This is a genomic window from Paenibacillus sp. J2L1-98 (genome assembly GCF_056269405.1).
In genome coordinates this window covers 147,098-168,457 of the sequence record NZ_JBWDNW010000008.1, presented here as the reverse complement: position 1 = coordinate 168,457, position 21,360 = coordinate 147,098, and the positions used below count along the sequence as shown (strand labels likewise).

Below are 21,360 nucleotides of genomic sequence, written 5' to 3'. Positions count from 1 at the left end.
GAAACCCGTGGAGCTATTTAGCATCTGCGAAGCGTCGCTCAATTGTTTCTTTTCTCCTCTTGTTGAGCTTCTTACCTGCTATTGTTAATCGGTTTTCGCGCACCAATTCTTTTGTTTCTTCCCACATATGCCACGTAATCACTTTGCGGTAGTTTTTTGAAGGGGTGCACTGCGCAAGCATCGGACAGTTTTTGCAAACCTCCGGATCATTTATTATGAATAGGAGATCGACTTATTTCAGCCGATCTCCTATTGTTATTTCATCAAAATACATCTTAACAGTAGAGTCTATATAAGGATATCGATATAGACCAAATCTGAAGTTAGTTTGATTTAGTAAATCAGGATACCCCAATTGTCCATTATATTCTACAATAGGCTTGTCATTTTTCCAGACATTTAAGATGCCATTAGATCCCCCAGAGTCGTCAATTCGCATCTCAACAACAAAATCAATCCACTTACCTTTTTCAATGGCCTCATTATACTGAACGGTGATATTGTTTTGTTTGTACGGGCCGTGCCTAGTTAATATACGCATCTGGAACTTATGTGTATTCGGGGTGATTTCAAAAGCTATTGGTGGTGATGCAGGTGCTCCCTGCCACCACTGAGCAAATAAGTTCCAATTAGTGGGAATCTCATAATCTTTAGGAAAGAATACACTGAATCCTATAAATTTCGTAGTATTATTTGGTATATCAATAATCCGAATCTCTCTGCGACCTTCATTAGGGTGTAGCATAAACCCAACAGACTTATTTCCCTCACGAGATGTATCAATATCAATCCAAATATTCTTTGATGAGTCTTGTGTGGGATAAGTTTGGTCATTGGTGATAATAGAATCGCCGGATATTCTAGCATGCTCAAAATCATTTAATCGATTAGCTACTATTTCAGGACCGTGGACTTTTAAGAGTTGGTAAAGTAACAAGCTTATCAAGCCAATAAATACAATAAGTGCATACATGGAGGATATTTTTCTTTTTAACACAAATCAGTCACCTTTCAAATCAGTTTTGTTAATATAATATCACTATTAATGTTTTCTGAATCTTCATAATATTCTATTATCTTAACGTCCACATAGAAAAAAATCCTTTACAATGAAATGGATATCTCCAATTTGTACGTAGACGTTCACAGATCACGTCAATTAAAACAATCAAGATAAGTACGTTAAGAAACTGATGACGATCTCTTATTTCAAGCTTTTTCTTCATGCGGAGCTGCAAGGTCACGATGGGCTTTGCTACATCGCCAATAATGTATTATGCCGAGATTTTCAGCGGGAACTTGGGCTTCCTTCCATCTCAGCGGCGCAACTGAGCCGAAAGCATGATCTAACTGCAGAAGAAATCAGCGAGATGTATCGCAGCCGTTGGGCCATCGAGACGTTCTTCAAGTGGGTGAAGCAGCACATCAAAATCAAAACGTTCTACGGCAAGAGCGAAAATGCTGTGATGAATCAAGTGTGTCGCACTCATTGCCTATTGTTTGTTGACGCTGGTAAAACAAGAAACTACGTGAAACATTCGTTGCTGGAAATCAGCCGCATGTTGAAAGTGTTTCTTTGGATTTCTTGGAGAGATTGCTTCGAACAAATGAACTGGTCACCAAGTCGAAAATCAGCCGGACGGTAGAAGAAAGAGATTCCTTGAACGATTCACAACTGTTGTTAATATCCAGAAAGTAATAAAATTACTAAATGGACAGGGTTACCTTTAAGGAAGGCTTGGCCTTTTGATTTATGAACGAAAAAATAGATTGCTTAATTTTCAGACGATTATGGTTTTAAAGTTTATGCAACGCTAGTGATATAATATCACATAATCGCAATAATGTTTTATAGGTAGTGAATTTAGCGATAAAGCTAATTCAGTTGTTGCATATTCCTTGAATATATTGACCATCCATTCCGAAAACTCTTGACCACTAGTTCGAAAAGTTTTCTTTTGGTAGGTGTATAGTAGTTGGTATTAATTGCAGATGGTGCTACATAGATTTTTACGACCAACATTGTTCGATTTCTTACCGATCGAGGAGGAGGACGGAGCAATGATGGCCGATTTCGTCTGTAAAGGTACTGTGGTGTCTTCTGTTATTGAAACGGTATAGCCGAACCAACTAAATTACCGATATAGCGAGAGATCTACAAACATAGCTGGATCGCATATAAGTAAATTATTAACAATGTTTATAGCGTGAATATGCATCTGATCAACCAATGGCTTCTAATAACTATTAATTCTATTTTCCCCGGGATGGTACACTTGACTGTATGTTAGTGTAAATGATCAATCAGGCGTCATTTTTTACCGAAGCTATATTAGTTCTTCTATACAATAGGATCCGGCAAAAAAACGGATTTTACTTTCATTATTTACCTCATTCATTTTCCTCCATTGCTAGGCCGACCACGTTTTCTAACCAATCCTGCAAGGAGTGCCCCTTTTCCTCCAAATGTAGGGCCAACTCTGCATTTCTGCCTTCTGGAAGATAAAACGTGACTGGTGATAACCCGGTATCAATGAGGGTGCCGTCAGACTTTGAAACGATATTTCCTGCGGTAATAAATAATTTCAATTTATCAGTTATATCCGGATGAGTTGACGGAAGGATATCATTCAGCTCGGATTTTTTTACATCGACTAGGAGTCTATCCCTATTGTCGATTCGCATATTTGCCGGTTCCACCTGTTGAAACAATTCCTCAATGATTAAATAAATCACCGAGTCTAGCGTGGTGGGGAGTGGGAACGTAAACCGGGCATACCCGTAACTAGAAATCACTTTGCACTCAGCAAGACGGAGTGCCAGTTGCCCCCCAGCCGCTATCGCCTATCGTTCAAAACTAATAACCCATTATTTTTGATTGGATAATTTCTGTTCATTTCTTTATCTTTGTAGATAGATAATGCTTCATGTTGATATAATAGGAATTAAATAATTATTTCTTATGGAGTGAGACATTTAATTGATCTTCTTATTTAACAAATTTCTCAAACATTGATGTTAATAAGCATGTGGATTCACTAGCGTTGCATTAATGTTCTCCTAATCTTCATAATTTTCTGTCATTCGGTCATGCGAGCATAAAAAAATCCTTTACAATGGGTATGGAAGGTAGTTCCTGTCCATAATCCACCGAAAGGATTCACGCATGGACAATTGGGTTTTGAGTTTAAAAATAAATATTAAATATACGATGGTTTCATACATATTGCTGGAGTGGATGTTTATCGAAAAATCATTTTTCAGTGTTATTTTAGGAAATGTACAAAAGGGGAGTAACGCTTGTAAGCCACGCGCTAATTCTTGAAATCTTACTGTATAAAAACAATAAAAAGGATTTGATATGTTGTCTTCAAAGGTGAAACGAATGAAGCCATGGATAAAATGGACTCTCAGCACTCTGCTAGGTCTACTTGTTCTTGTCTTATGCGGTATAGGATATTTGTACTATCAAGTAAAGTCAATTTCTTTAGAAGACATCAAGGACAGACAAGCATTCAGTGCAGTGGAGCAAGGAACTGACTCAACTGAGGAAGAGGTCCCCAAAGCTTTAGAGGGAGCTGTTGGGAAAGCAAATGAGTTCACTAATAAAGAGATAGAGACACAAGATGCCTTGGATGTAGCTGCAATACTTCTAAACTCTGGTCTTAGTTTCAAAGAAATTTACTGGTTACAGGGAAGCGCTTCTGAGGATATATCTATAGAAGAAAAGCAAAGGATTCGAGATGTTCTCTTGGAAAAGCTGTCAAAAGAGGAGATAGAAGCACTTCGTTCTATTACTACTCAATATGGTAAAGGTTTAATTATTTTAGATCCTAATTACCCCATCGAGGCTGTTGGAGTTAAGGATGAGAAAGAACGTTTACGTATTCTAAATGAAGCGAAAGAGAAACAAGTCAATACGGATCAGTCAATAGACCAATTAGATCAAACCGTAGCAGAGCCCAACACGTCTGACTCTAAGTCTTCTTTAAAGCCTCTTACTGAAGAACAAAAGGTTGTAAAGGAGCAAATTCAGAAAACATACAACTCTAAATTAGGTGCATTAAAAACTGATTGTGTTTCGAAGAGTACTATACTGCTCTCCGAGTTAGTTAGCGATATTAAACATAGACAAGCAAATGGGGAGAAAGTTTCTATTGATCTATTACAGAATACATACTTACCTAGGATCGCATCATCGGAAGGCCATTGTGATCGAGAATTTTCCGATATGTTAGAAAGTGCTAAGGAAAAATATAAAGCAGAAGGTCTAAATATCAACGAACTAGATACATGGCAGTCTGAATACCACGAAGCTAAAGAGCAGATTCGATCGAAGGCTATCTCGCAAATAAGTAACTTACTAACGATGAAATAGAGTTGAAATTATGTTTGATTAACTGTGATTAATGAAAGGAGCCTTGAAGTGTTTTTAAAGGCTCCTTTCTTATTTATCTGAGATATCAACTTTCCGTAATAACGAATATTCTCTCAATTTTTTTCGTTTGGAGTTCAGGAATTCATACCAAAGCTCCTTCATCATCTACGAAAAACTTAATATCTATATATTTCAGTGGTGACCACACTTGATGGTTAGAGATCATATCCATATAGTGGTTCTTGCCATTATGATCTAATTAGGTCCAACAAATCATATACACCCTCTAACAATTTTGTTAAAATACGATTAACTATTAATCCCATAAACCGTACGATAAAGGCAAAGCCGTTGAAAGATGGTGACGCAAAGCTAGAGGGGCTTATCTGTAACAGACTGCCAGCCAGCTACCGAATATCGTGCCTCCCGTTTTGGTTTATGTAGGGAACATGGAGGATAATGCTATGATCAAACGCGCCAATATTGTACGTGAGTGGCATCAACTTTCTATTCTATTTCAAGAAATGCTATTGGAAGGCTGCTTGGATGAAGCCAAACGTATGGAGATTTATTTGAAAATTATTCGTCATAAAAATAAACTAGCGGGGCTTGCCGTTTCATAAGCCGAAGCAGACTAAGGGGGGAGTAGAGAAGTCGTGTTGACTTTCGTACTTCTCCCTTTTTCGATAGATAAAGAAGAGATTTTGAATAGGAGAAGGGAGAAGATGTAGATGGCGATACTAGTAACAGGAGGGGCAGGTTATATTGGAAGTCATACCTGCCTGGAGCTATTAAATAGCGGTTATGAAGTGGTTGTTGTTGATAATTTGTCTAACAGTAATGTTGCAGCCTTAGATCGTGTACATAAGCTTACAGGCAAACCGGTAACGTTTTATGAGGTAGACTTATTGAATAAGGAAGGTCTGGAAACAGTCTTCTCGGAAAATAAGATCGATGCGGTTATCCATTTTGCCGGATACAAAGCTGTCGGTGAATCAGTTGAGATTCCCCTGAATTATTACCAGAATAATATTACGGGGACGCTTATTCTGTGCCAAGTCATGCAGGACTTTAATGTGAAGAAGCTGGTATTCAGCTCTTCGGCAACTGTATATGCTCCTACTGCCTCTGGAGAGGCTATATCCGAGGATTTCCCTTTGGGGGCTACTAATCCCTATGGACGCACGAAATTGATGATTGAGGAGATCCTGCGTGATCTTTATGTATCGGATAATAGCTGGAGCATTTCGCTATTGCGATATTTTAACCCGGTGGGCTCTCACGAAAGCGGCCAAATTGGCGAGGACCCGAGCGGTATTCCTAACAATTTAACGCCATATATTACTCAGGTAGCGGTAGGTAAGCTGAAGCAGCTCCGAGTATTTGGCGACGACTATCCAACATCAGACGGGACAGGGATAAGGGATTACATCCATGTGGTGGATCTTGCCTTGGGGCATTTGAAGGCCATCGATAAGGTCATGACAACCGCCGGCGTAGAAGCTTACAACCTTGGTACCGGTAAAGGCTACAGCGTGCTAGAGATGATTCATGCCTTCGAACAAGCATCGGGCAGGAGCATTCCTTATGCGATTGTTGACAGAAGACCGGGCGACATTGCGATCTGCTATTCCGATGCCTCTAAGGCGAAACAGGAGCTGGGCTGGGTTGCTGAGAGAGGGATCGAAGAAATGTGCGCGGATGCTTGGCGCTGGCAGCTGAATAACCCGAACGGTTACGAGGCTAGCGAAGAGTCTATGAGTATCGTGAAATAGAAAGAACGATTTGAGGAAAATGCTGATGTCTCTAACTAGGGGCATCAGCATTTTTTGCAATACGGTACCGGCATAGGAATTGCTAAAGAGAAGCAGGCGCATATATTTGAAGCTTTGCAACAAGCGGATGGCACTATCAGCCGCAAATATGAAGGAACGGGGCTAGGATTATCCATTTGCAGGGAAATCTCAGCTCTTATAGGCGGGGAAATAATCGTAGAAAGCGAAGAGGGGAAGGGAAGCATATTTACTTTTTTGGCAGGTGATTATCAAGGTGCGGAAGAGGCTGTAAACTATGCTTCAATTTTATTAGATGAAACGGCCGTTCCCATAGAGATCACTGAGCAGGATGATCTCAAAGGAAAGAGCGTTTTGCTTGTGAGTGATGATGTCCGCAGCGTATTCGCATTAACGGATGTCCTTGAACGGTCCGGAATGTCGGTGAAATTTGCTGGAAATGGCTTTGAGGGCCTCAAGGCTTTGCAGGAAGAGGGGCATTTCGATATGATCCTAATGGATAGGATGGTGCCTCGGATGGACGGGTATGAGACGATGCAGAAATGGCGTAAAAACCCGGACAATGATAGCGTGCCTGTTATTGCTTTAACGGCGAAAGCGATGAAAGAAGAACTGGAAAAATGTATAGAAGCAGGTGCATCCGATTATATCGTCAAGCCGGTTGATCCAGACCGGCTTATATCTCTTATTCGGGTTTGGTTAGAAAGATAAATTAAGCAGGAAAAGAAGATAAGAATCACAACAGTAACCTCCAGGTAATCTAGTAAACAAAAAGTGCGTACTTTTCAGATGATATTGTTTGTTTTATGGTGTAGTAGTGGAATTCTGAAGAGATGGAGTGATTACCTCATGAATTATCGTAAGCTTGGTAGATCGAATCCTATTATGTATCAGATCAACGGGGCAGTGTCGATATGAAAGTTCTAATTACAGGTGCCGGCGGCAATCTTGGACGAGTACTCGCTCCGGTTTTGGAAGAAAACGGGCATGAGCCGATTTTTATGGATTACCGAAATATTGAAACATCCTATCCGTTTATTAAGGGAGACGTGACAAACAAGGAAGATGTCTTTAAAGCCGTCGAAGGTGTGGAAGCTATTGTTCATGCCGCCGCTTTGCATGGCATTCATCTTTCTAAATATTCGAGGGATCATTTTTGGCAATTGAACGTTGAAGGAACTTATAACGTCTATGAAGCAGCCCAACAATTTGGAGTGAACAAAGTTTTGCTCTGCAGTACGATGGGTGTTTATGGGGAAAGCGTAAAAGTTCCAGAGGATCAATTTGGTATCGTGACCGAAGATCTGCCCTTATTGCCTGGGGATTTTTACGGTTTAAGTAAAACATTATGCGAAGAGATCGCTCAATTTTATAACCGCATCCATGGCATTCAGACGATCGCTTACCGGCTTGGCATGTTTGTCCCGGAAAACTTCATGCGTTACGGCTTTCGATTATTGAAAGGCGGCGTAGATGACCGCGATGTGGCACAAGCTTTTTTACTTGGTCTGGAAAATAAGACAATCGCTTTTGATGCGTTTAATATTATGGCAGAAGTTCCCTTCTCACAAGAAGAATTTACAAGCTGGAGAAAAGAATCGAAAACGTTGGCAGAAATCTATTTTCCGGGGATTTCAGAGTTGGTTGGTCAGCATGGAGAAAACGTAGAAGAGCTGCTGAATATGTGGGGACATGTCTATTGGTCCATTAACAAAGCAAAGGATTTGCTCGGATACCAGCCAAAGTATAATTTCCCTGAGTTTTATAAAGCGCTTAAAGAAGGTCAGGAGTCTTATTACCCCTATGCGAATCTATCATGGTGGGGAGTTTAAATGGATAAGAGATCCGAGAATCTAATACTAACGGAGGGATTATATATGAATTATAGAACTCTTGGCAAAACGGACATGAAGGTTTCTGAAATCGGCTATGGCGCGTGGGGGATCGGCAACACAGGCTGGATTGGAGCGAAAGATGAAGAATCGCTAAAGGCACTTCATAAGGCGGTTGACTTAGGATTGAATTTCATCGATACCGCATTGGGGTATGGGGATGGGCACAGTGAACGATTGGTTGGGCAGGTGGCTAAGGAGCGTTCCGAAAAAATTTACATAGCAACCAAGATCCCTCCAAAAAATAGTCAGTGGCCGGCACAGGCGGGCATCTTGGCAAAAGAAACATTCCCTGCGGTGCATGTGATAAAGTGCACGGAAGAAAGCTTGCGTAATTTAGGCGTGGAAACCATTGATGTTCAGCAGTTTCATGTCTGGTCGGATGAATGGGTCAACCAGGGAGATTGGCTCGAAGCGGTCAGCAAACTCAAAGAGCAGGGGAAAATTCGCTTCTTCGGTGTCTCGATTAATGATTATCAGCCGGAAAATGCGATTAAATTGATCGAAAGCGGAGTAGTAGACACGGTTCAGGTAATCTATAATATCTTCGAACAAAGCCCTGAAGATCAGCTCTTACCTGCGTGTGAACGCCATAATGTAGGTGTTATTGTCCGCGTGCCGTTGGATGAAGGCGGACTGACGGGCAGAATTACACCGGACACCACTTTTGAAGAAGGTGATTTCCGCAACAACTACTTCCGGGATAACCGTAAGCAGGAAGTATTTGACCGCATTCAGAAGATTGCTTCCGATATCGACATTTCTCCGGATCAGATGGCCGAAACGGCATTGCGCTATATCCTTAGCCATCCTGCTGTGTCTACCGTCATCCCGGGCATGCGTTCGATCCGTAATGTGGAACGGAACTGCCTTGCAGGAGATGGGCGCGGACTGCCTCAAGAGCAGCTTGAGAAGCTCAAGTCCCACCGTTGGATTCGCAATTTTTACAAAGCTTAAGCAAGTAAAGAGATGTAGGAGTATACGGACTGCGGAAAATGGTGACAATGTTCCCGGTCAATGCTGCTGAAGAATCAAAAAAAGTGTCGTAAAATAGTACTTTTAGTTGAAAAAAGCTGATATCCTATTTAAGGATATCAGCTTTTTTGAATTTTGATTAGGAATTCCCGATTTAATTAGGAAAGGACTTGTTTCGTGATATGTACAGCCCTAAGAGCAGAAAGTCTTTGCTAACTTTGAGTATATGGTTCATCGCAGCTTGCATCGTTTTGTCATCTTTCTTCTATTACCATGAAACGGAACAATCCAGGCTGAGCGAATCCGTAACTGTAAGCGCCGCAAAAGCCGATATAAGCAATCTGCTCGCAAACAGCAGCTTCGAATATGACGAGGACCGCAATGGCAAAGCGGACAGCTGGGCTTATGACAGTGGAAGCATGTCGGTTATCAAAAATCCCGTCACTCAAGGGAAATTCGCTCAGCGGATAACGGTATCAGAACTGGCTAAAGGCCGGTATGCCGCTGTTTATCAGCGCGTTAAGGTTCAAGCGGGCAAATCGTATCTATATGAAGGCAAGCTGTTCGTGAAGCAAAAAACAAAGCTGCGGGTGCAGTTGTTTCTGGATTTTTTCGATTCGCAGGGAAAATGGGTCGGCGAGAACAGCAAAAGCTTGGACGCAGCAGGCGGATTCGCAGCATATAAACTCGAAGGCGTCGTTCCGAAAAACGCGGATCGCGTATTTGCGCTGATCCGGCTGCAGGCAACGGCCGAGGGCGGATCGGGAATTGTAGTGGCTGACGATATGGCGCTGCGCTATGTGCCGGCTGCCGCAGCAAAACCGCAGCAAAACGGCAATGCCGAGAAGGCTGCGCCTACGGTAGACGGTGTTGATTCGGCTGGGCAAGGCGACACGCTGACGGCATTCCTTGGCAGCAATCAGCGTAAGCTATCGGTTGTACAAGGGGACGGCCGGCTTTATATTTTGCTGGAAGGCATGCGTTTACCTGCTGCTCATACGATTTACATCGACAGCGATAACGATAATGAAACCGGCATGCGCGGAGGGGACTGGCCGGACTCCGGTATGGATTATAAAATCGAACGAAATCGTTTATGGAAATATGTCGCTGGCTCTTCTGTTTGGGATGACCGCGGAGCCGCATTCGCCGATCTGCGCACAGCCTCGGCCGGCTTTGCCGTTTATTTGGAGGACCTGGGCTTAGAGGCTCCATCAACGATGACAATCGGCTATCGCGGCGGTGACGGGGCGATCGTGCCGGAAGCGGGGAAGCCGATGCCCGTTTCGAAAACTTTTATCCCGAGCGGCCGGAAGAAGGGCGATTATACGCCGAAGGAGATTTACGATTCCCTTGACAATCCTTATGTCGGCTGGGCTCCTTCATCGCGCGGCGGCGGCTATAAACAGCCTTTCTCGCTTGTAACGGCGAACATCAGCTGGCGGGATCTGGAGCCGGGCAGAGGGCAAATGGATTGGGCGGCGATTGAAAAAAAATACGATATCGATAAATGGACGAACAGCGGGAAGCGGGTCGTTCTTAGAGTTGTCATGGATATTCCCGGCGATGATCCGCAGCATATGGACATACCGGATTGGCTTTACAGGGAGCTGAAGGCGGAGGAAGGCTCCGCCAATGCCAAACATTGGTATGCCACCGATTCCGGTTCAGGCTACAGCCCGAACTATGAGAGTAAAATACTGATTCGCGAGCACGCAAGAATGATCCGCGCTTTAGCGGCACGCTACGACCGCGATCCGCGAATCGCTTTCATCCAAATCGGCAGCCTTGGCCATTTCGGAGAATTTCACAGCTCGCTGATCGACGATCCTTTCCCGGCCGTTTCGGTAACGGATCAATACGTTCGCCCCTATATTGATGCCTTTCGCAGCAAGCAGCTTGGCATGCGAAAGCCGTTTCCTATAGCGGCGTCGAACGGTCTTGGACTATTCAACGATATGTTCGGCGAGTCCGATTCGACGAAGACATGGCTGGAATGGACCCGTCAGGGCTGGTCCGGCATCCATGACTACATAGGCCCAAATGATGATCCTGACCAACTGCAGTCTCAATCGCGTATGCCGGAGTTTTGGAAAAAGGCTTATTCCGGAGGCGAATTCAGCAGCAACAGGCCGGCTGCCGCGCATGTGGAAGACGGCGCAATTCTCGAAGCGGCGGAGGAAATTAGACTAAGCCATACATCGTGGATCGGTGCAACGGCCTTAGCGGTGCTTAGCGAAGGAGACGGACTTACGCTGAGCGAACAAGCCAATGCCGATTATTTGCTTCGTTTAATGGGGTACCGTTTTGTGCCGGAAAGGGTGTATCATGCCGGGACTGTTAAAGCAGGCCAAATGCTGCCGGTGGATATGACATGGAGCAATAAGGGGGTCGCGCCGTTCTATTATCCGTGGCAGGTCGAATTGGCCTTGGCTGACGCCGAAGGAAGCTTGCTGCCGTCGACGCGCGCAGCTGTAAATGCCGATATTCGGCAGTGGCTGCCCGGGAAAAGAAAAGTGACGGCTGCCATGAAGGTTCCGGACCAATTGCCTGCAGGAAAATATAAGTTGTTAGTCGCGATTATCGATCCGGACAGCGGAAAACCCGGCATTCAATTAGGAATAGAAGGAAAGAGGGACGATAGTTGGTATGAATTAAATGACATTCTGCTGCTTGAACAAAATTAAACGCTATTTATTCGACAAAACCAGTATTAAAGTACTTATGTCTGTTACTACTTTATGCTACGATAGACATAAAAACTTGTCGAAAAAGATATATAATTGTTGGATTTAACAGTAGATTGAAGAATTAGTATTAGGAAGATATAATAGGACTAACAGATCATATTACTAGGAATATATTCCCGGTCGTGACTCTCCTAATTCATCAACTCATATTTTTCTAGAAAGTCAGGGATAACGGATGAGCGACAAAATGAAAGTCTTGCTAACGACGGAAGGAACCTATCCTTTTCATCAAGGCGGCGTTAGCACTTGGTGTGATATCTTGATCAACAAGCTGGAGCCTGTGGATTATGTCGTGTATTCCATTTTGTCCAACCCGTTCGTGACGCAGAAGTTCAAGCTTCCGAAAGGGGCATCGCTTTATACGGTCCCTCTCTGGGGGACGGAAGAGCCGAGCGAGCATTTGTCGACACCTTTTCCTCATATTTACCTCATGAAAAAGCAAACCGGACCGAATGAAATCAGGGAGCACTTTATCCCTTTATTTCAGGCGCTGGTGTACGAAATTATTGCGGAAGTGAAAGATCCTCGCAGATTTGCAGATATTTTACTAGGGTTGTATCACTTTTTTCAAACCTATGAATATAAGGAAAGCTTTAAATCCGAGATCGTGTGGGACACGTATAAGCAGATTATTTTGACCGCTGCGGCGGAACAAAGCACGGGGCTCAGCCAACCCGATGTCTATGGACTGGTGCAAAGTTTAGGATGGCTGTACCGGTTTTTCAATATCGTGAATACACCGATTCCTAAGGTGCATGTGGCTCACTCCTCGGCGGCTGCTTTTTGCGGCATACCGTGCGTGCTGTCGAAGCTGCTGCATCAAACGCCGTATCTGCTAACCGAACACGGAATCTATTTGCGCGAACAATATTTATCGTTGTCCAATCGGGGCTACTCCTCGTTTCTTAGCAAGTTTCTGATCCGGATGGTGCACTCGATCACCAGCTTGAACTATTCGTTTGCGGATCAGGTTTCTCCGGTATGCCAATATAATATGCGCTGGGAGACGGAATTCGGCGTTAACAAGAAGCGGATTGACGTCATTTATAATGGGGTCGACAAAAGCGTTTTCGTCGAAGCGCCGTCGCGTCCGCCGGGCCCTCCGGTCATCGTCATGGTTGCCAGAATCGATCCGATCAAGGATATTCTGACATTCATGAGAGCTGCCAGACTCGTTCTCGATAAACAGCCGGATGCAAAGTTTATCGTATACGGTTCGGTCAGCGTACAAGCGTACTACGAGGAATGCTTGGCGCTTAAGGAGCAATTGAAGATGGGGGATTCCTTCATCTTTGCAGGTCATGCTACACAGATGACGGCGGCCTACCATAGCGGGGATATTGTCGTTTTGTCGAGCATCTCCGAAGCATTCCCTTATTCGGTCGTCGAAGCGATGATGACCGGAAAGCCGGTCGTTGCAACGGATGTCGGGGGGATCAAGGAAGCGCTCGGCGATACGGGCGTGCTGGTCGAACCGCGCAATCCCGAGGCGCTTGCGGAAGGGATTATGACCTATGTCGCGAATCCGGAGCTGCGGGCCGAGGTCGGAAGAGAAGGCCGCGAACGCGCGCTAAGTTACTTTACCCTCGATAGAGTGCTGGAGCTGCATTTGAAAAGCTATATCAAGCTGGCAACCCGGGCTATTGAGCGGAAGCCTGCGCCGCTAATCAAAGTAACTCCGCGCGAGAAGCAGCGGCATGTGATGGAGAAAGCATTCTCGCTCGCCGCACTCGGTTTCAACAGGGAAGCGATTGCCCAGTACAGGGAAGCGCTTAAGCTGCTGCCCAAATCCTCAAGCGTTCCGTACATATTGACAGAGATCGCCGGATTGTACAATAAGCTTGGCGAGTATGACAGAGCGATGGTGGAGCTTGCCAGATGCGAAGCGTATGTCGGCTTAATCACTGACCGCGAAATTTCATAAGTGAGAAGAGAGGAGGCGGCCGCAATGAAAATAAGAAAGAGAGCTGTACGCGGCTATGCTGAATCCGCCGTTCGCGAAGAGCTGAAGCTTAGGCAGGAAACCCATCGACTGCGCATACAGGGACTGAAGGAAGAACTGCTGATGCTGCAGCAAGACAACGGGAGATTGCGGCGTGAACTGGAGGAGCTTGACCCGGTTGAGCCGGCTGCCAGCTCAGCCCTTGTTGAAGATCCTGTCCAACTAATGGCTAAAGAAAAGCTGCTGCAGATGCATATCGAGCAGAGCGTTATCGTATGGGAAGCCATGAAGCAGCTGGACAAGCTGGATAAGGAGCATCGATTGGAGCTTGAGGATAAGCAGCGCGAATGTAACGGCTTGCTTGAACGCGTGGAGCGCCAAATAAAGGATAATTTTGGCGCTCATGCTGGGAAAGAGGTGCAGAATAATGAAGCATCAGAATAAGCTGCGGCTTGCGTGGTTCGGATTGGATATAAGGGAAACGGAGCGTTATTTGAGCAAACGCGACGCTCTATACGATAGTGAAGCGGAGCAGCTGGAAGCGCTTATCCAATCGGAAAAAGCGTTAAATAAAAAGCTGCGGCAGGAGCTTGATCAGAAAACGGCTCTGCTGAACCCCAATAAGCATGACCGTCCCGATGGATTTGCGGATTTACTCCTTCGGAGGCTGGACGATTCTGTTGAAGCGCTGCGTAAACAAGGCGAGGCCGAGCGGCAAAGGCTGCTTGCGCTGATGGAAACGAAACGTACCGAGCAAGGCAGTAAACGGGCAGACATGGATAAACAGCTTGCGGAGTACCAGGTTACCTTTGAACAATTGCTGGCGGGAGCAGCTCGTTTGCTCGCAAATCTCAAGGATAAGCCGGAGCAGGACAAGCCGGAGATCATAGAGGAAGAGATTGTTTCTCCCCCTGCTGAAATTCAAGATTCGGTTGAGTTGGCGAAAGAAGAGAATGAAGAGCTGGCCGAAGATGTGAAGCTGGAGCAGAACTTGCAGGGCGAGCCGGAGTTTACTTACGGGGCCAATGTTATTCGATTCAGACAGAAATCGGTTCTGGACTCTTTGGAGGAATCTGAATCGGAACAAACGATGGTTACGGCGGACGGCGCAGCGCCTCCGGCTATTATGAGAGATCATGCTGCCAAAAATGAACCTGCGCCGAAGCAGGCCGAAACCGCGCTGCGGACGAAACCTGAAACGGCCAGTCCGACCGTACCTGATGTAAAGGCCTCAGCTTCCGGCTTTTGGGGAGATGTGAGCCTCTACATGGAGGATGGAAATAAGAAAACCGAAGGTTCGGTGACATCCTCGCCTCCTGAAGCGCCGACTGCCATCGCAATGGCATCGGAAAGACTAACGGCCGCTGCCCAGCATGAACTGGCTGAGGCGGAAGCGGCATCTTCGGCAGTCGGTCCTCCGCGGATTCTGAATCCGAACACTTCGCATGCAAGCTCTGCAGCCCCTGCGGAGCCCGAGACGAGTGCGGTGAGTCCGGCGCTTGCGGAAGAAATTAAATCCATTCAGTACCGGTATATTGCAGGAAAGGCAGCAGGCGAGAATTTGTACGGCGAAGACGGTTCTCTCATTATCGCCAAAGGAGAAATTATTACCGCCGATACGATTAAACGGGCGGAACGCGCAGGGAAAATGCCGGATCTGATCGTCCAAATGGTCATTCCCGGCTTCGCGGAGCCGTCATGATTACGGTTACGGGAAGGGAAAACCGGCTGGGAACCGAGATGAACAGGCATGAGCGCTTCGAACAGCTTGTAGAAGAAGTCATGAACAAAAACATGACACCTGAGGATCGAAGCGAAATCGCCGCGCTGCTCGAATCGATGGGCTGGAACGATACCCGGGCCACAGAAATATTCGGCGTCGAGAACATCTTCGAGCTTGCCTCGGAAATATGGGAACAGATCAGGCAAAAGGTCGTTACGACAGCTTTTACGCAAAATGCGAATAACGGTGCCGTGAAAATGACATTTGAGCTCGTAAAAAGCTTTTTGCGAGGCCTTATCTTTGCTCTGCCTATGGCCATCTCCGTCATTTCGATGCTTACGCTGAAATTTTCGCTTTGGTCGTACCAGAATTTGTCCGTCGAACTTGCAACCTGTATCGCAATCGGCACGATTCTCAGCTTTGTTGTTGTAGGCGGATACACGCAGGCGATTGCGAGAAGAGGCTTCTTCTATATTTATCAAGGCTACTACAAGATGGCCAGAAAGGCGACCTTCCTGTTTATCCGGTTCGGCTATTGGACCTGTTTGGCCGTGGGCATCGCCATTTATTTGTTTAACCTCGTTTTTAATATTTTTCCGGCTGACATGTTTATGTATATTATCCTTTTCTTCTTCTTTCTGAATTCGATCTGGCTGTCTGTAACCGTTATGTATATTTTGAAGCGCGAGCTTACTTTTACGGGACTTATTGTTGCGGGGATCGGCCTCGTGTACGTCTTGTTCCGGGTATTCAAGATGGATATTATCGTATCGCAGCTCATCGCGATTTCACTCGTGTCTATCGTCGGCATGGCTTTGGTCATCTATTATTTTAGATCGGCCGAGAAGAGAGAAGAGAAGGGTATTGCACCGAAGATGACCAGACTCTCCATCACGATTTACTCGATTATGCCCTATTTTATTTACGGTTTTCTCTATTTTTCATTCTTGTTCATTGACCGGGTCAACGCTTGGTCGGCTAATGAGAGTTTTATGCCCTATTTCATCTGGTTTCGCGGCGAATATGAGCTAGGGCTCGACTTTGCGCTTCTCGCGCTTATGATACCGCTCGGCGTCTGCGAGGTTCTTGTCAATAAGATGATGATGAATATCGAAGCAAGCTATAAACGTTACTGGGGCTTTGAGATGGACAAAATGAACGCTTTTTTCGAGAAGGCATACTACCGGATGATCGCCATCATAACAGCCTCTTCGATTGCCAGCGCGGTACTTATCTATTTCGTTATTTTATGGTCGGATAAAGCTTACGTTCATTCGTTTGATAAGCATCTAATCGTAAGCGCCAAGACGGAGTTCGTCTTCATCATCGCGATGGCGTCCTACGTCATTCTTGCGGTCGCTTTGCTGAATGCCGTCATCCTGTTTTCTCTCTCACAGCCCAGCTTAGTAAACAAGGCGCTTTTGCCCGCGCTCGGCGTGAATTTCGTCGTCGGATTTCTGCTCAGCCGCTGGATCGACTACACGTTTGCCGTATTTGGCTTGATGGCGGGGGCGGTCGTATTTGTTCTTCTGTCGTTTAAAGCGATGCGGTCGGTTTTTCGTAAGCTCGATTACTATTTATACGCGATATCGTAAGGAGGAGAGGCGTAAGTGGACTATTCATCTTTCTCCCATCAACTCTATGCGATGCTGCACTACGGCTTTGCCTTCGTACTGCTCATGATCGTGTGGCCGCGCTTCTTCCTGCGGGCTGATTCGGAGGACGCTCTGGAAAACGGGGTCGCGTTGTTTGCGAAGGCGGTCTGTATCTATATCGTGCTCGGTTACGTGCTCGTCGTCTTACAGCTGTATGAAGTCATATCCGTATCTGCCATTCTGATTATGCTGTCAACCCGCCGTTTTTGGCGCAAAGGCTCAGCAAAGGCCAGAGCGGATTCCGCGACTTCCTTCCATGTCTGGTTCTACCATTTGCTTGAAGCCGGCTTTCGGATAAAAACGATGTGGCTGGAAACGCGAGGAAAACTGACGATGGCGCGCAAGCATGTCAAGCTGCATAAGCTGCAAAGCGGCGACCCGCTGCTTCTGCTGCTTCTGGCAGGGGTACTCGGCACGGCGGCTTACGTCCGGTTTTATGATGCGGTACACTACGCGGCGCCAGCCTTGTCTGACGGTTCGGTGACGCTGGCCTGGATGAAATATATCAATAACCGCATTTTGTTCCATGACGAATTATATCCTCAGGGCTTTCACATTACGCTTTCGCTGCTGAGCAAATTCGCAGCCATCGACCCATTATACATATTGAAATATACGGGTCCTTTAAATGGCGTTCTGACTGCCGCCGGTTTTTATTTTGTCCTGTCGAGATTAACGGGAAATAAAATGGCGGGCATCGCCGGCGCGGCGTTTTTCGGCCTTGGCGGAACCTTTCTCTTAGGCAGCGATTGGGAGCGTCAGGCCTCGACCAACTCGCAGGAGTTCGCTTTTGTATTCGCCTTCCCGGCCCTCTACTTCTATCTGAGGTATTTGGAGAAGGGAGGACGCCACTCGTTTTGGGCGGGATTCGCGGCTGTAAGCGTTACGGGCTTCGTCCATTCACTCGTGTTCGCTTACGTCGGCATGGGACTGGCGGTCGCATTGATCGCCTCCGTCATGACGCCTGCGGCAAGATCGTGGAAGCGGATTTTAATCGTGTGCATTGCGGGTGCGGTTTCGGTCGTTTTCACATATGCGCCGATTCAGATTGGCGCCTGGTCCGGCGTTTCATTCAATGCCAGCGCGGCCGATTTTCTAACCAGTACTACGGAAGCTACTTTTCCGCAGCTTATGTTGAGAGATTATATGGGGCTTGGAGCAATCGCTTTAATCGCGTTAAGCGCTCTTATCGGTTGGCGGGACAAAAGGAACCGGATTTCGGAATGGTTTGCGGTCGGCATGGGAACGGCATCCTTTCTGCTTTATTATCTGATGCCGGTCGTTACTAAAAGCACGGTGCTGGCCTCGCGAACCTGGAACCTGTGGGCGCTCGCCGTTTGCTTTTGTATCGGATACGCCTGGTGGTCCTTGTGGCGCTTCGTCTCCAAACTGAAGGGGATTGCCATTGCCGAACGTTTGACCGCTTTGGCGGCTGTGATCGTATTTGCCTGGTATGTCGGGCTCAGTCCGATCCAGACGTATAAGATGGATTGGGAAAGTATGTTCCGGCAGTATTTACGCATCTCATCGATGTATTTGGAGAAAACATGGACGATCTTCTCTCAGGAGGAAGGGTATTCCCTTATTTATGGAAAAGGGTGGCATGTATATATATCAACTCTAGTCGATAATTACGATCCTAACGGTACGCCCATCACCGGCAAAGGACAAGACGAATACGACCCCAATGTAACGAAGCATATGTTCGTCATCGAAGAGAAGCAAATTTTCAAGGTGCCTAAAACGCTGGGTATTTACGACAAATTAGAACAAGAGCGTTATATAAAGCACGAAAAAGAGCAGAAGCAGTTAAAGGAATGGATGGATGGTTACATAAAAGCTCATGGCAAACCTCCAATTTTTTACGAGGACGAGCATATCCGCATCTGGTATTTATACAGGCCGGACGCCGAAGACAAGGAACGGCGAAGAATCTGGGGAGCATCATGAAAGGGGTGAAGAGCATGCTTAACGCGCTTACGGTTGATGTAGAAGATTGGTATATGACGAACGGGCTGGATATCGACCTATCGGAGTGGCATAAGTACGAGGACCGCGTCGTACGGAACACGACAACGCTGCTCGATTTGTTCGACCGGTATGCGGTTAAAGGAACGTTTTTCATCCTGGGCTGTGTGGCTGAGAGGCATCCTGGGCTCGTGAAGGAAATAGCGGACCGGGGGCATGAAATCGGCTCTCACGGCTATTGGCACCGGCTGGTTACATCGCAAACATTGAATCATTTCCGGCATGATGTGAGGTCGTCTAAGGAAATACTGGAGCGGATCACCGGCCGGAGGGTTGAGCTTTACCGGGCGCCCTCGTGGTCGATCTCGCCGGAGAGGTTCCGCGCCCTCAAAATATTGGCGGAGGAAGGCTTCGTATGCGATTCGAGCATGCAGCCCTTTCAGACGCCGCTCTCCGGTATTTCGGGAGCGCCAAAAACGCCGTTTACTCCCGTGCTGGACGGGGAATCGCTCGGTCTTTCCGAGTTTCCGCCAACCGTGACGGAGCTGGCCGGCATGTCCATCCCATTCTCGGGAGGCTTCTATCTTAGGGCAGTGCCGTACCCGCTTGTGAAGTGGGCGTTAAATCGCGTTAACAAGGCGAGACCGGGAATGATTTACATCCATCCATGGGAAATTGACACGGCTCAGCCCCGCGCCAAAACATCGGCATTTATCCGTACGATACAGTATTACGGCCTGAACGGGACAAAAGGGAAGCTGGAGAGGTTATTCCGCGACTTCAGCTTCCGGCCGCTCGGAGAAATTATTAACGGGGAAAGCTATCCGCCGCATCGGCTTTACTCGCCGGGCGCAGTGCAGGATAAGGGATGAGCGCGTTAGAAACCGCGAAGCAGCGGAGCAAGCGCTCGTCTGCATGGCTGCTGGTCGGAGGCGTGACCGCAGTAAACTTTATGTTAGCTGCAGTGTCCTTTCTGAAGGATTTATCCTTCGCCGCCTATTTCGGCACATCGCAGGCAGCGGATCTTGTAACGACGGCCTTTCTGCTTCCGGAAGCGGTCAGCTATAACCTGATCGCAGCGGTCATAGGCATCGCGGCGGTTCCCGAACTAAGCCGAAGGTGGCAGGAGAAACAATACGGCATGTTTTTACGAAGCGCGGTTCGGATGACCTTGCACGTTACCTTGCTGATGGTTGCGGCCCTTGCCTTGCTGCTGATTACTAAAAATCATATGTTCGAGCTGTTTGGCTACCGCTCAGGCAGTGCAGAGATGGGCGAGCTTGAGCGTTTGTACACGCTTCTGCTGTTCTCGATGCCGCTGTTTCCGGTATTTGCCGTAGGCGGGGCGGCGCTTCAGGCTGCAGGCGCCTTCTATGTTGCAGCTGCCGGACCGATTCTACTGAATGTCATGATGCTGTCCGCGATCACCCTATCCTGGATGGGTGAGTTCTCTGAAGGCGACGGCGCATTCGCGTACGCTGTCTCCATTCTGATAGGGGCTGGCGGGATGGCGCTGGTAGTCTGGGCGGCACTCAAGAGAAGGCTCAAGCTAGAGGCGCGGCTATCGTTTATCGAAGCTTGGAAATGCCGGGACGGGGAGGCGGCCGTAACAGATAAGTCTTTGAAGGCTTCAGGGGGACTTACACGCGTCTACCGGGACGTTCTGCCGCTGCTTCTGCTGAACTTGTTTTCACAGGCGCTCTATGCGATAGAAAGGGCCATTGCTTCCAATATGGAGCCGGGTACGCTGGCCGGTCTAAATTATGCCTATCGCATTGCCCAGTTCCCCAATTGGGTATTTGTAGCGGCGGTGACCGCCGTCCTGCTGCCCGCTTTATCGCGATCGGCTGCAGCAGGCGGAAGCGGGGAAGCCGTAAAGCCAGAGCTGTATCGCGCCTTGGGGGTGACACTCTGCCTGATGCTGCCGTCGGCTGCCGTTCTTTATTTCCTGCGGGAACCGATAATCTCGCTGCTCTTTGGACGGGGGGCTTTCGACGCGCATTCGGTTACCCTTACATCCGAACTGCTCGCAGGATACTCCTTAAGCGTAGTCGGACAAGTCGTTTCCGTCCTCTGCCTCCGTTATTTCCTGGCTTGCGGACGTCTGTACGGCCCCGCGGCCGTTTATCTGGTTTCAACGGTATGCACGATAGCGTTCGATCTGCTTACGGTGCGTTCCTTTGGTCCTGCTGCGCTGGGATACGGCGCTCTATGCGGCTGGGGACTAAATGCCCTGCTTATGTTTATCTTAGTCGTTCGAGATTCGAATAATCGGAGTGGATAA

16 protein-coding genes, 2 pseudogenes and 1 riboswitch are annotated in these 21,360 nt (G+C 47.0%); of the genes and pseudogenes, 15 read left to right on the top strand and 3 right to left on the bottom strand.

Annotated elements, in window-relative coordinates:
- Window positions 1-16: 16 nt before the first annotated feature.
- Together AC0YNZ_RS16890 and AC0YNZ_RS16885 are read right to left on the bottom strand one after the other, a co-directional pair.
- A pseudogene (locus AC0YNZ_RS16890) lies at window positions 17-211 on the bottom strand (transposase); the annotation flags it as partial.
- 21 nt (window positions 212-232) lie between these two features.
- Window positions 233-997, bottom strand: a complete 765-nt coding sequence (locus AC0YNZ_RS16885; protein WP_475827715.1) for a heparin lyase I family protein — start codon at window positions 995-997, stop codon at window positions 233-235.
- A 376-nt stretch (window positions 998-1,373) separates the two neighbouring features.
- Between AC0YNZ_RS16885 and AC0YNZ_RS16880 the strand changes: the two are divergent.
- Window positions 1,374-1,476: pseudogene (locus AC0YNZ_RS16880) on the top strand (transposase); the annotation flags it as partial.
- 915 nt (window positions 1,477-2,391) lie between these two features.
- Here AC0YNZ_RS16880 and AC0YNZ_RS16875 read toward each other — a convergent pair.
- Window positions 2,392-2,685, bottom strand: a complete 294-nt coding sequence (locus tag AC0YNZ_RS16875; RefSeq protein ID WP_475827714.1) for a hypothetical protein — start codon at window positions 2,683-2,685, stop codon at window positions 2,392-2,394.
- 700 nt (window positions 2,686-3,385) lie between these two features.
- Between AC0YNZ_RS16875 and AC0YNZ_RS16870 the strand changes: the two genes are divergently transcribed.
- The 14 genes from AC0YNZ_RS16870 (at window position 3,386) to murJ (ending at window position 21,360) form a co-directional block, all read left to right on the top strand.
- Window positions 3,386-4,378, top strand: a complete 993-nt coding sequence (locus tag AC0YNZ_RS16870; RefSeq protein ID WP_475827713.1) for a hypothetical protein — start codon at window positions 3,386-3,388, stop codon at window positions 4,376-4,378.
- Window positions 4,379-4,709: 331 nt separating this feature from the next.
- Window positions 4,710-4,793: riboswitch (cyclic di-GMP riboswitch) on the top strand.
- Between the two features lie 49 nt (window positions 4,794-4,842).
- Entirely contained in the window at window positions 4,843-5,001 is a 159-nt protein-coding gene (locus AC0YNZ_RS16865) for a hypothetical protein (RefSeq protein ID WP_181426085.1), read from the top strand.
- Between the two features lie 108 nt (window positions 5,002-5,109).
- Window positions 5,110-6,153, top strand: coding sequence for a UDP-glucose 4-epimerase GalE (gene galE / locus AC0YNZ_RS16860; RefSeq protein WP_475827712.1), 1,044 nt, complete (start codon window positions 5,110-5,112; stop codon window positions 6,151-6,153).
- Between the two features lie 54 nt (window positions 6,154-6,207).
- Window positions 6,208-6,882 carry an ATP-binding response regulator gene (locus AC0YNZ_RS16855; RefSeq protein ID WP_475827711.1) on the top strand — a complete coding sequence of 225 codons (675 nt, stop codon included), beginning with the start codon at window positions 6,208-6,210 and terminating at the stop codon, window positions 6,880-6,882.
- 203 nt (window positions 6,883-7,085) lie between these two features.
- Window positions 7,086-8,003: an NAD-dependent epimerase/dehydratase family protein gene (locus tag AC0YNZ_RS16850; RefSeq protein WP_475827710.1), complete on the top strand. Its 918-nt coding sequence runs from the start codon at window positions 7,086-7,088 to the stop codon at window positions 8,001-8,003.
- A gap of 45 nt (window positions 8,004-8,048) precedes the next feature.
- Window positions 8,049-9,020 carry an aldo/keto reductase gene (locus tag AC0YNZ_RS16845; RefSeq protein ID WP_475827709.1) on the top strand — a complete coding sequence of 324 codons (972 nt, stop codon included), beginning with the start codon at window positions 8,049-8,051 and terminating at the stop codon, window positions 9,018-9,020.
- Window positions 9,021-9,247: 227 nt separating this feature from the next.
- Window positions 9,248-11,725, top strand: coding sequence for a DUF4832 domain-containing protein (locus tag AC0YNZ_RS16840; RefSeq protein WP_475827708.1), 2,478 nt, complete (start codon window positions 9,248-9,250; stop codon window positions 11,723-11,725).
- Between the two features lie 250 nt (window positions 11,726-11,975).
- Complete coding sequence (pelF, locus tag AC0YNZ_RS16835) at window positions 11,976-13,712, top strand: GT4 family glycosyltransferase PelF (RefSeq protein ID WP_475827707.1); 1,737 nt, start codon at window positions 11,976-11,978, stop codon at window positions 13,710-13,712.
- 24 nt (window positions 13,713-13,736) lie between these two features.
- On the top strand, window positions 13,737-14,174 hold the full coding sequence (locus tag AC0YNZ_RS16830; protein WP_475827706.1) for a hypothetical protein: 438 nt from the start codon (window positions 13,737-13,739) through the stop codon (window positions 14,172-14,174).
- Window positions 14,158-15,432 (top strand): hypothetical protein, encoded by a 1,275-nt coding sequence (locus AC0YNZ_RS16825; RefSeq protein ID WP_475827705.1) that lies wholly within the window; start codon window positions 14,158-14,160, stop codon window positions 15,430-15,432. The genes AC0YNZ_RS16830 and AC0YNZ_RS16825 overlap by 17 nt, the downstream gene beginning before the upstream one ends.
- Window positions 15,429-17,048 (top strand): hypothetical protein, encoded by a 1,620-nt coding sequence (locus tag AC0YNZ_RS16820; RefSeq protein ID WP_475827704.1) that lies wholly within the window; start codon window positions 15,429-15,431, stop codon window positions 17,046-17,048. Before AC0YNZ_RS16825 ends, AC0YNZ_RS16820 begins: the two co-directional genes overlap by 4 nt.
- Before the next feature lie 15 nt (window positions 17,049-17,063).
- The gene (locus tag AC0YNZ_RS16815) at window positions 17,064-19,058 is read left to right on the top strand and encodes a hypothetical protein (protein ID WP_475827703.1); all 1,995 of its coding nucleotides are present in this window, start codon (window positions 17,064-17,066) and stop codon (window positions 19,056-19,058) included.
- A 14-nt stretch (window positions 19,059-19,072) separates the two neighbouring features.
- Window positions 19,073-19,948, top strand: a complete 876-nt coding sequence (locus AC0YNZ_RS16810; protein ID WP_475827702.1) for a DUF3473 domain-containing protein — start codon at window positions 19,073-19,075, stop codon at window positions 19,946-19,948.
- The gene (murJ, locus tag AC0YNZ_RS16805; RefSeq protein WP_475827701.1) at window positions 19,945-21,360 is read left to right on the top strand and encodes a murein biosynthesis integral membrane protein MurJ; all 1,416 of its coding nucleotides are present in this window, start codon (window positions 19,945-19,947) and stop codon (window positions 21,358-21,360) included. Before AC0YNZ_RS16810 ends, murJ begins: the two co-directional genes overlap by 4 nt.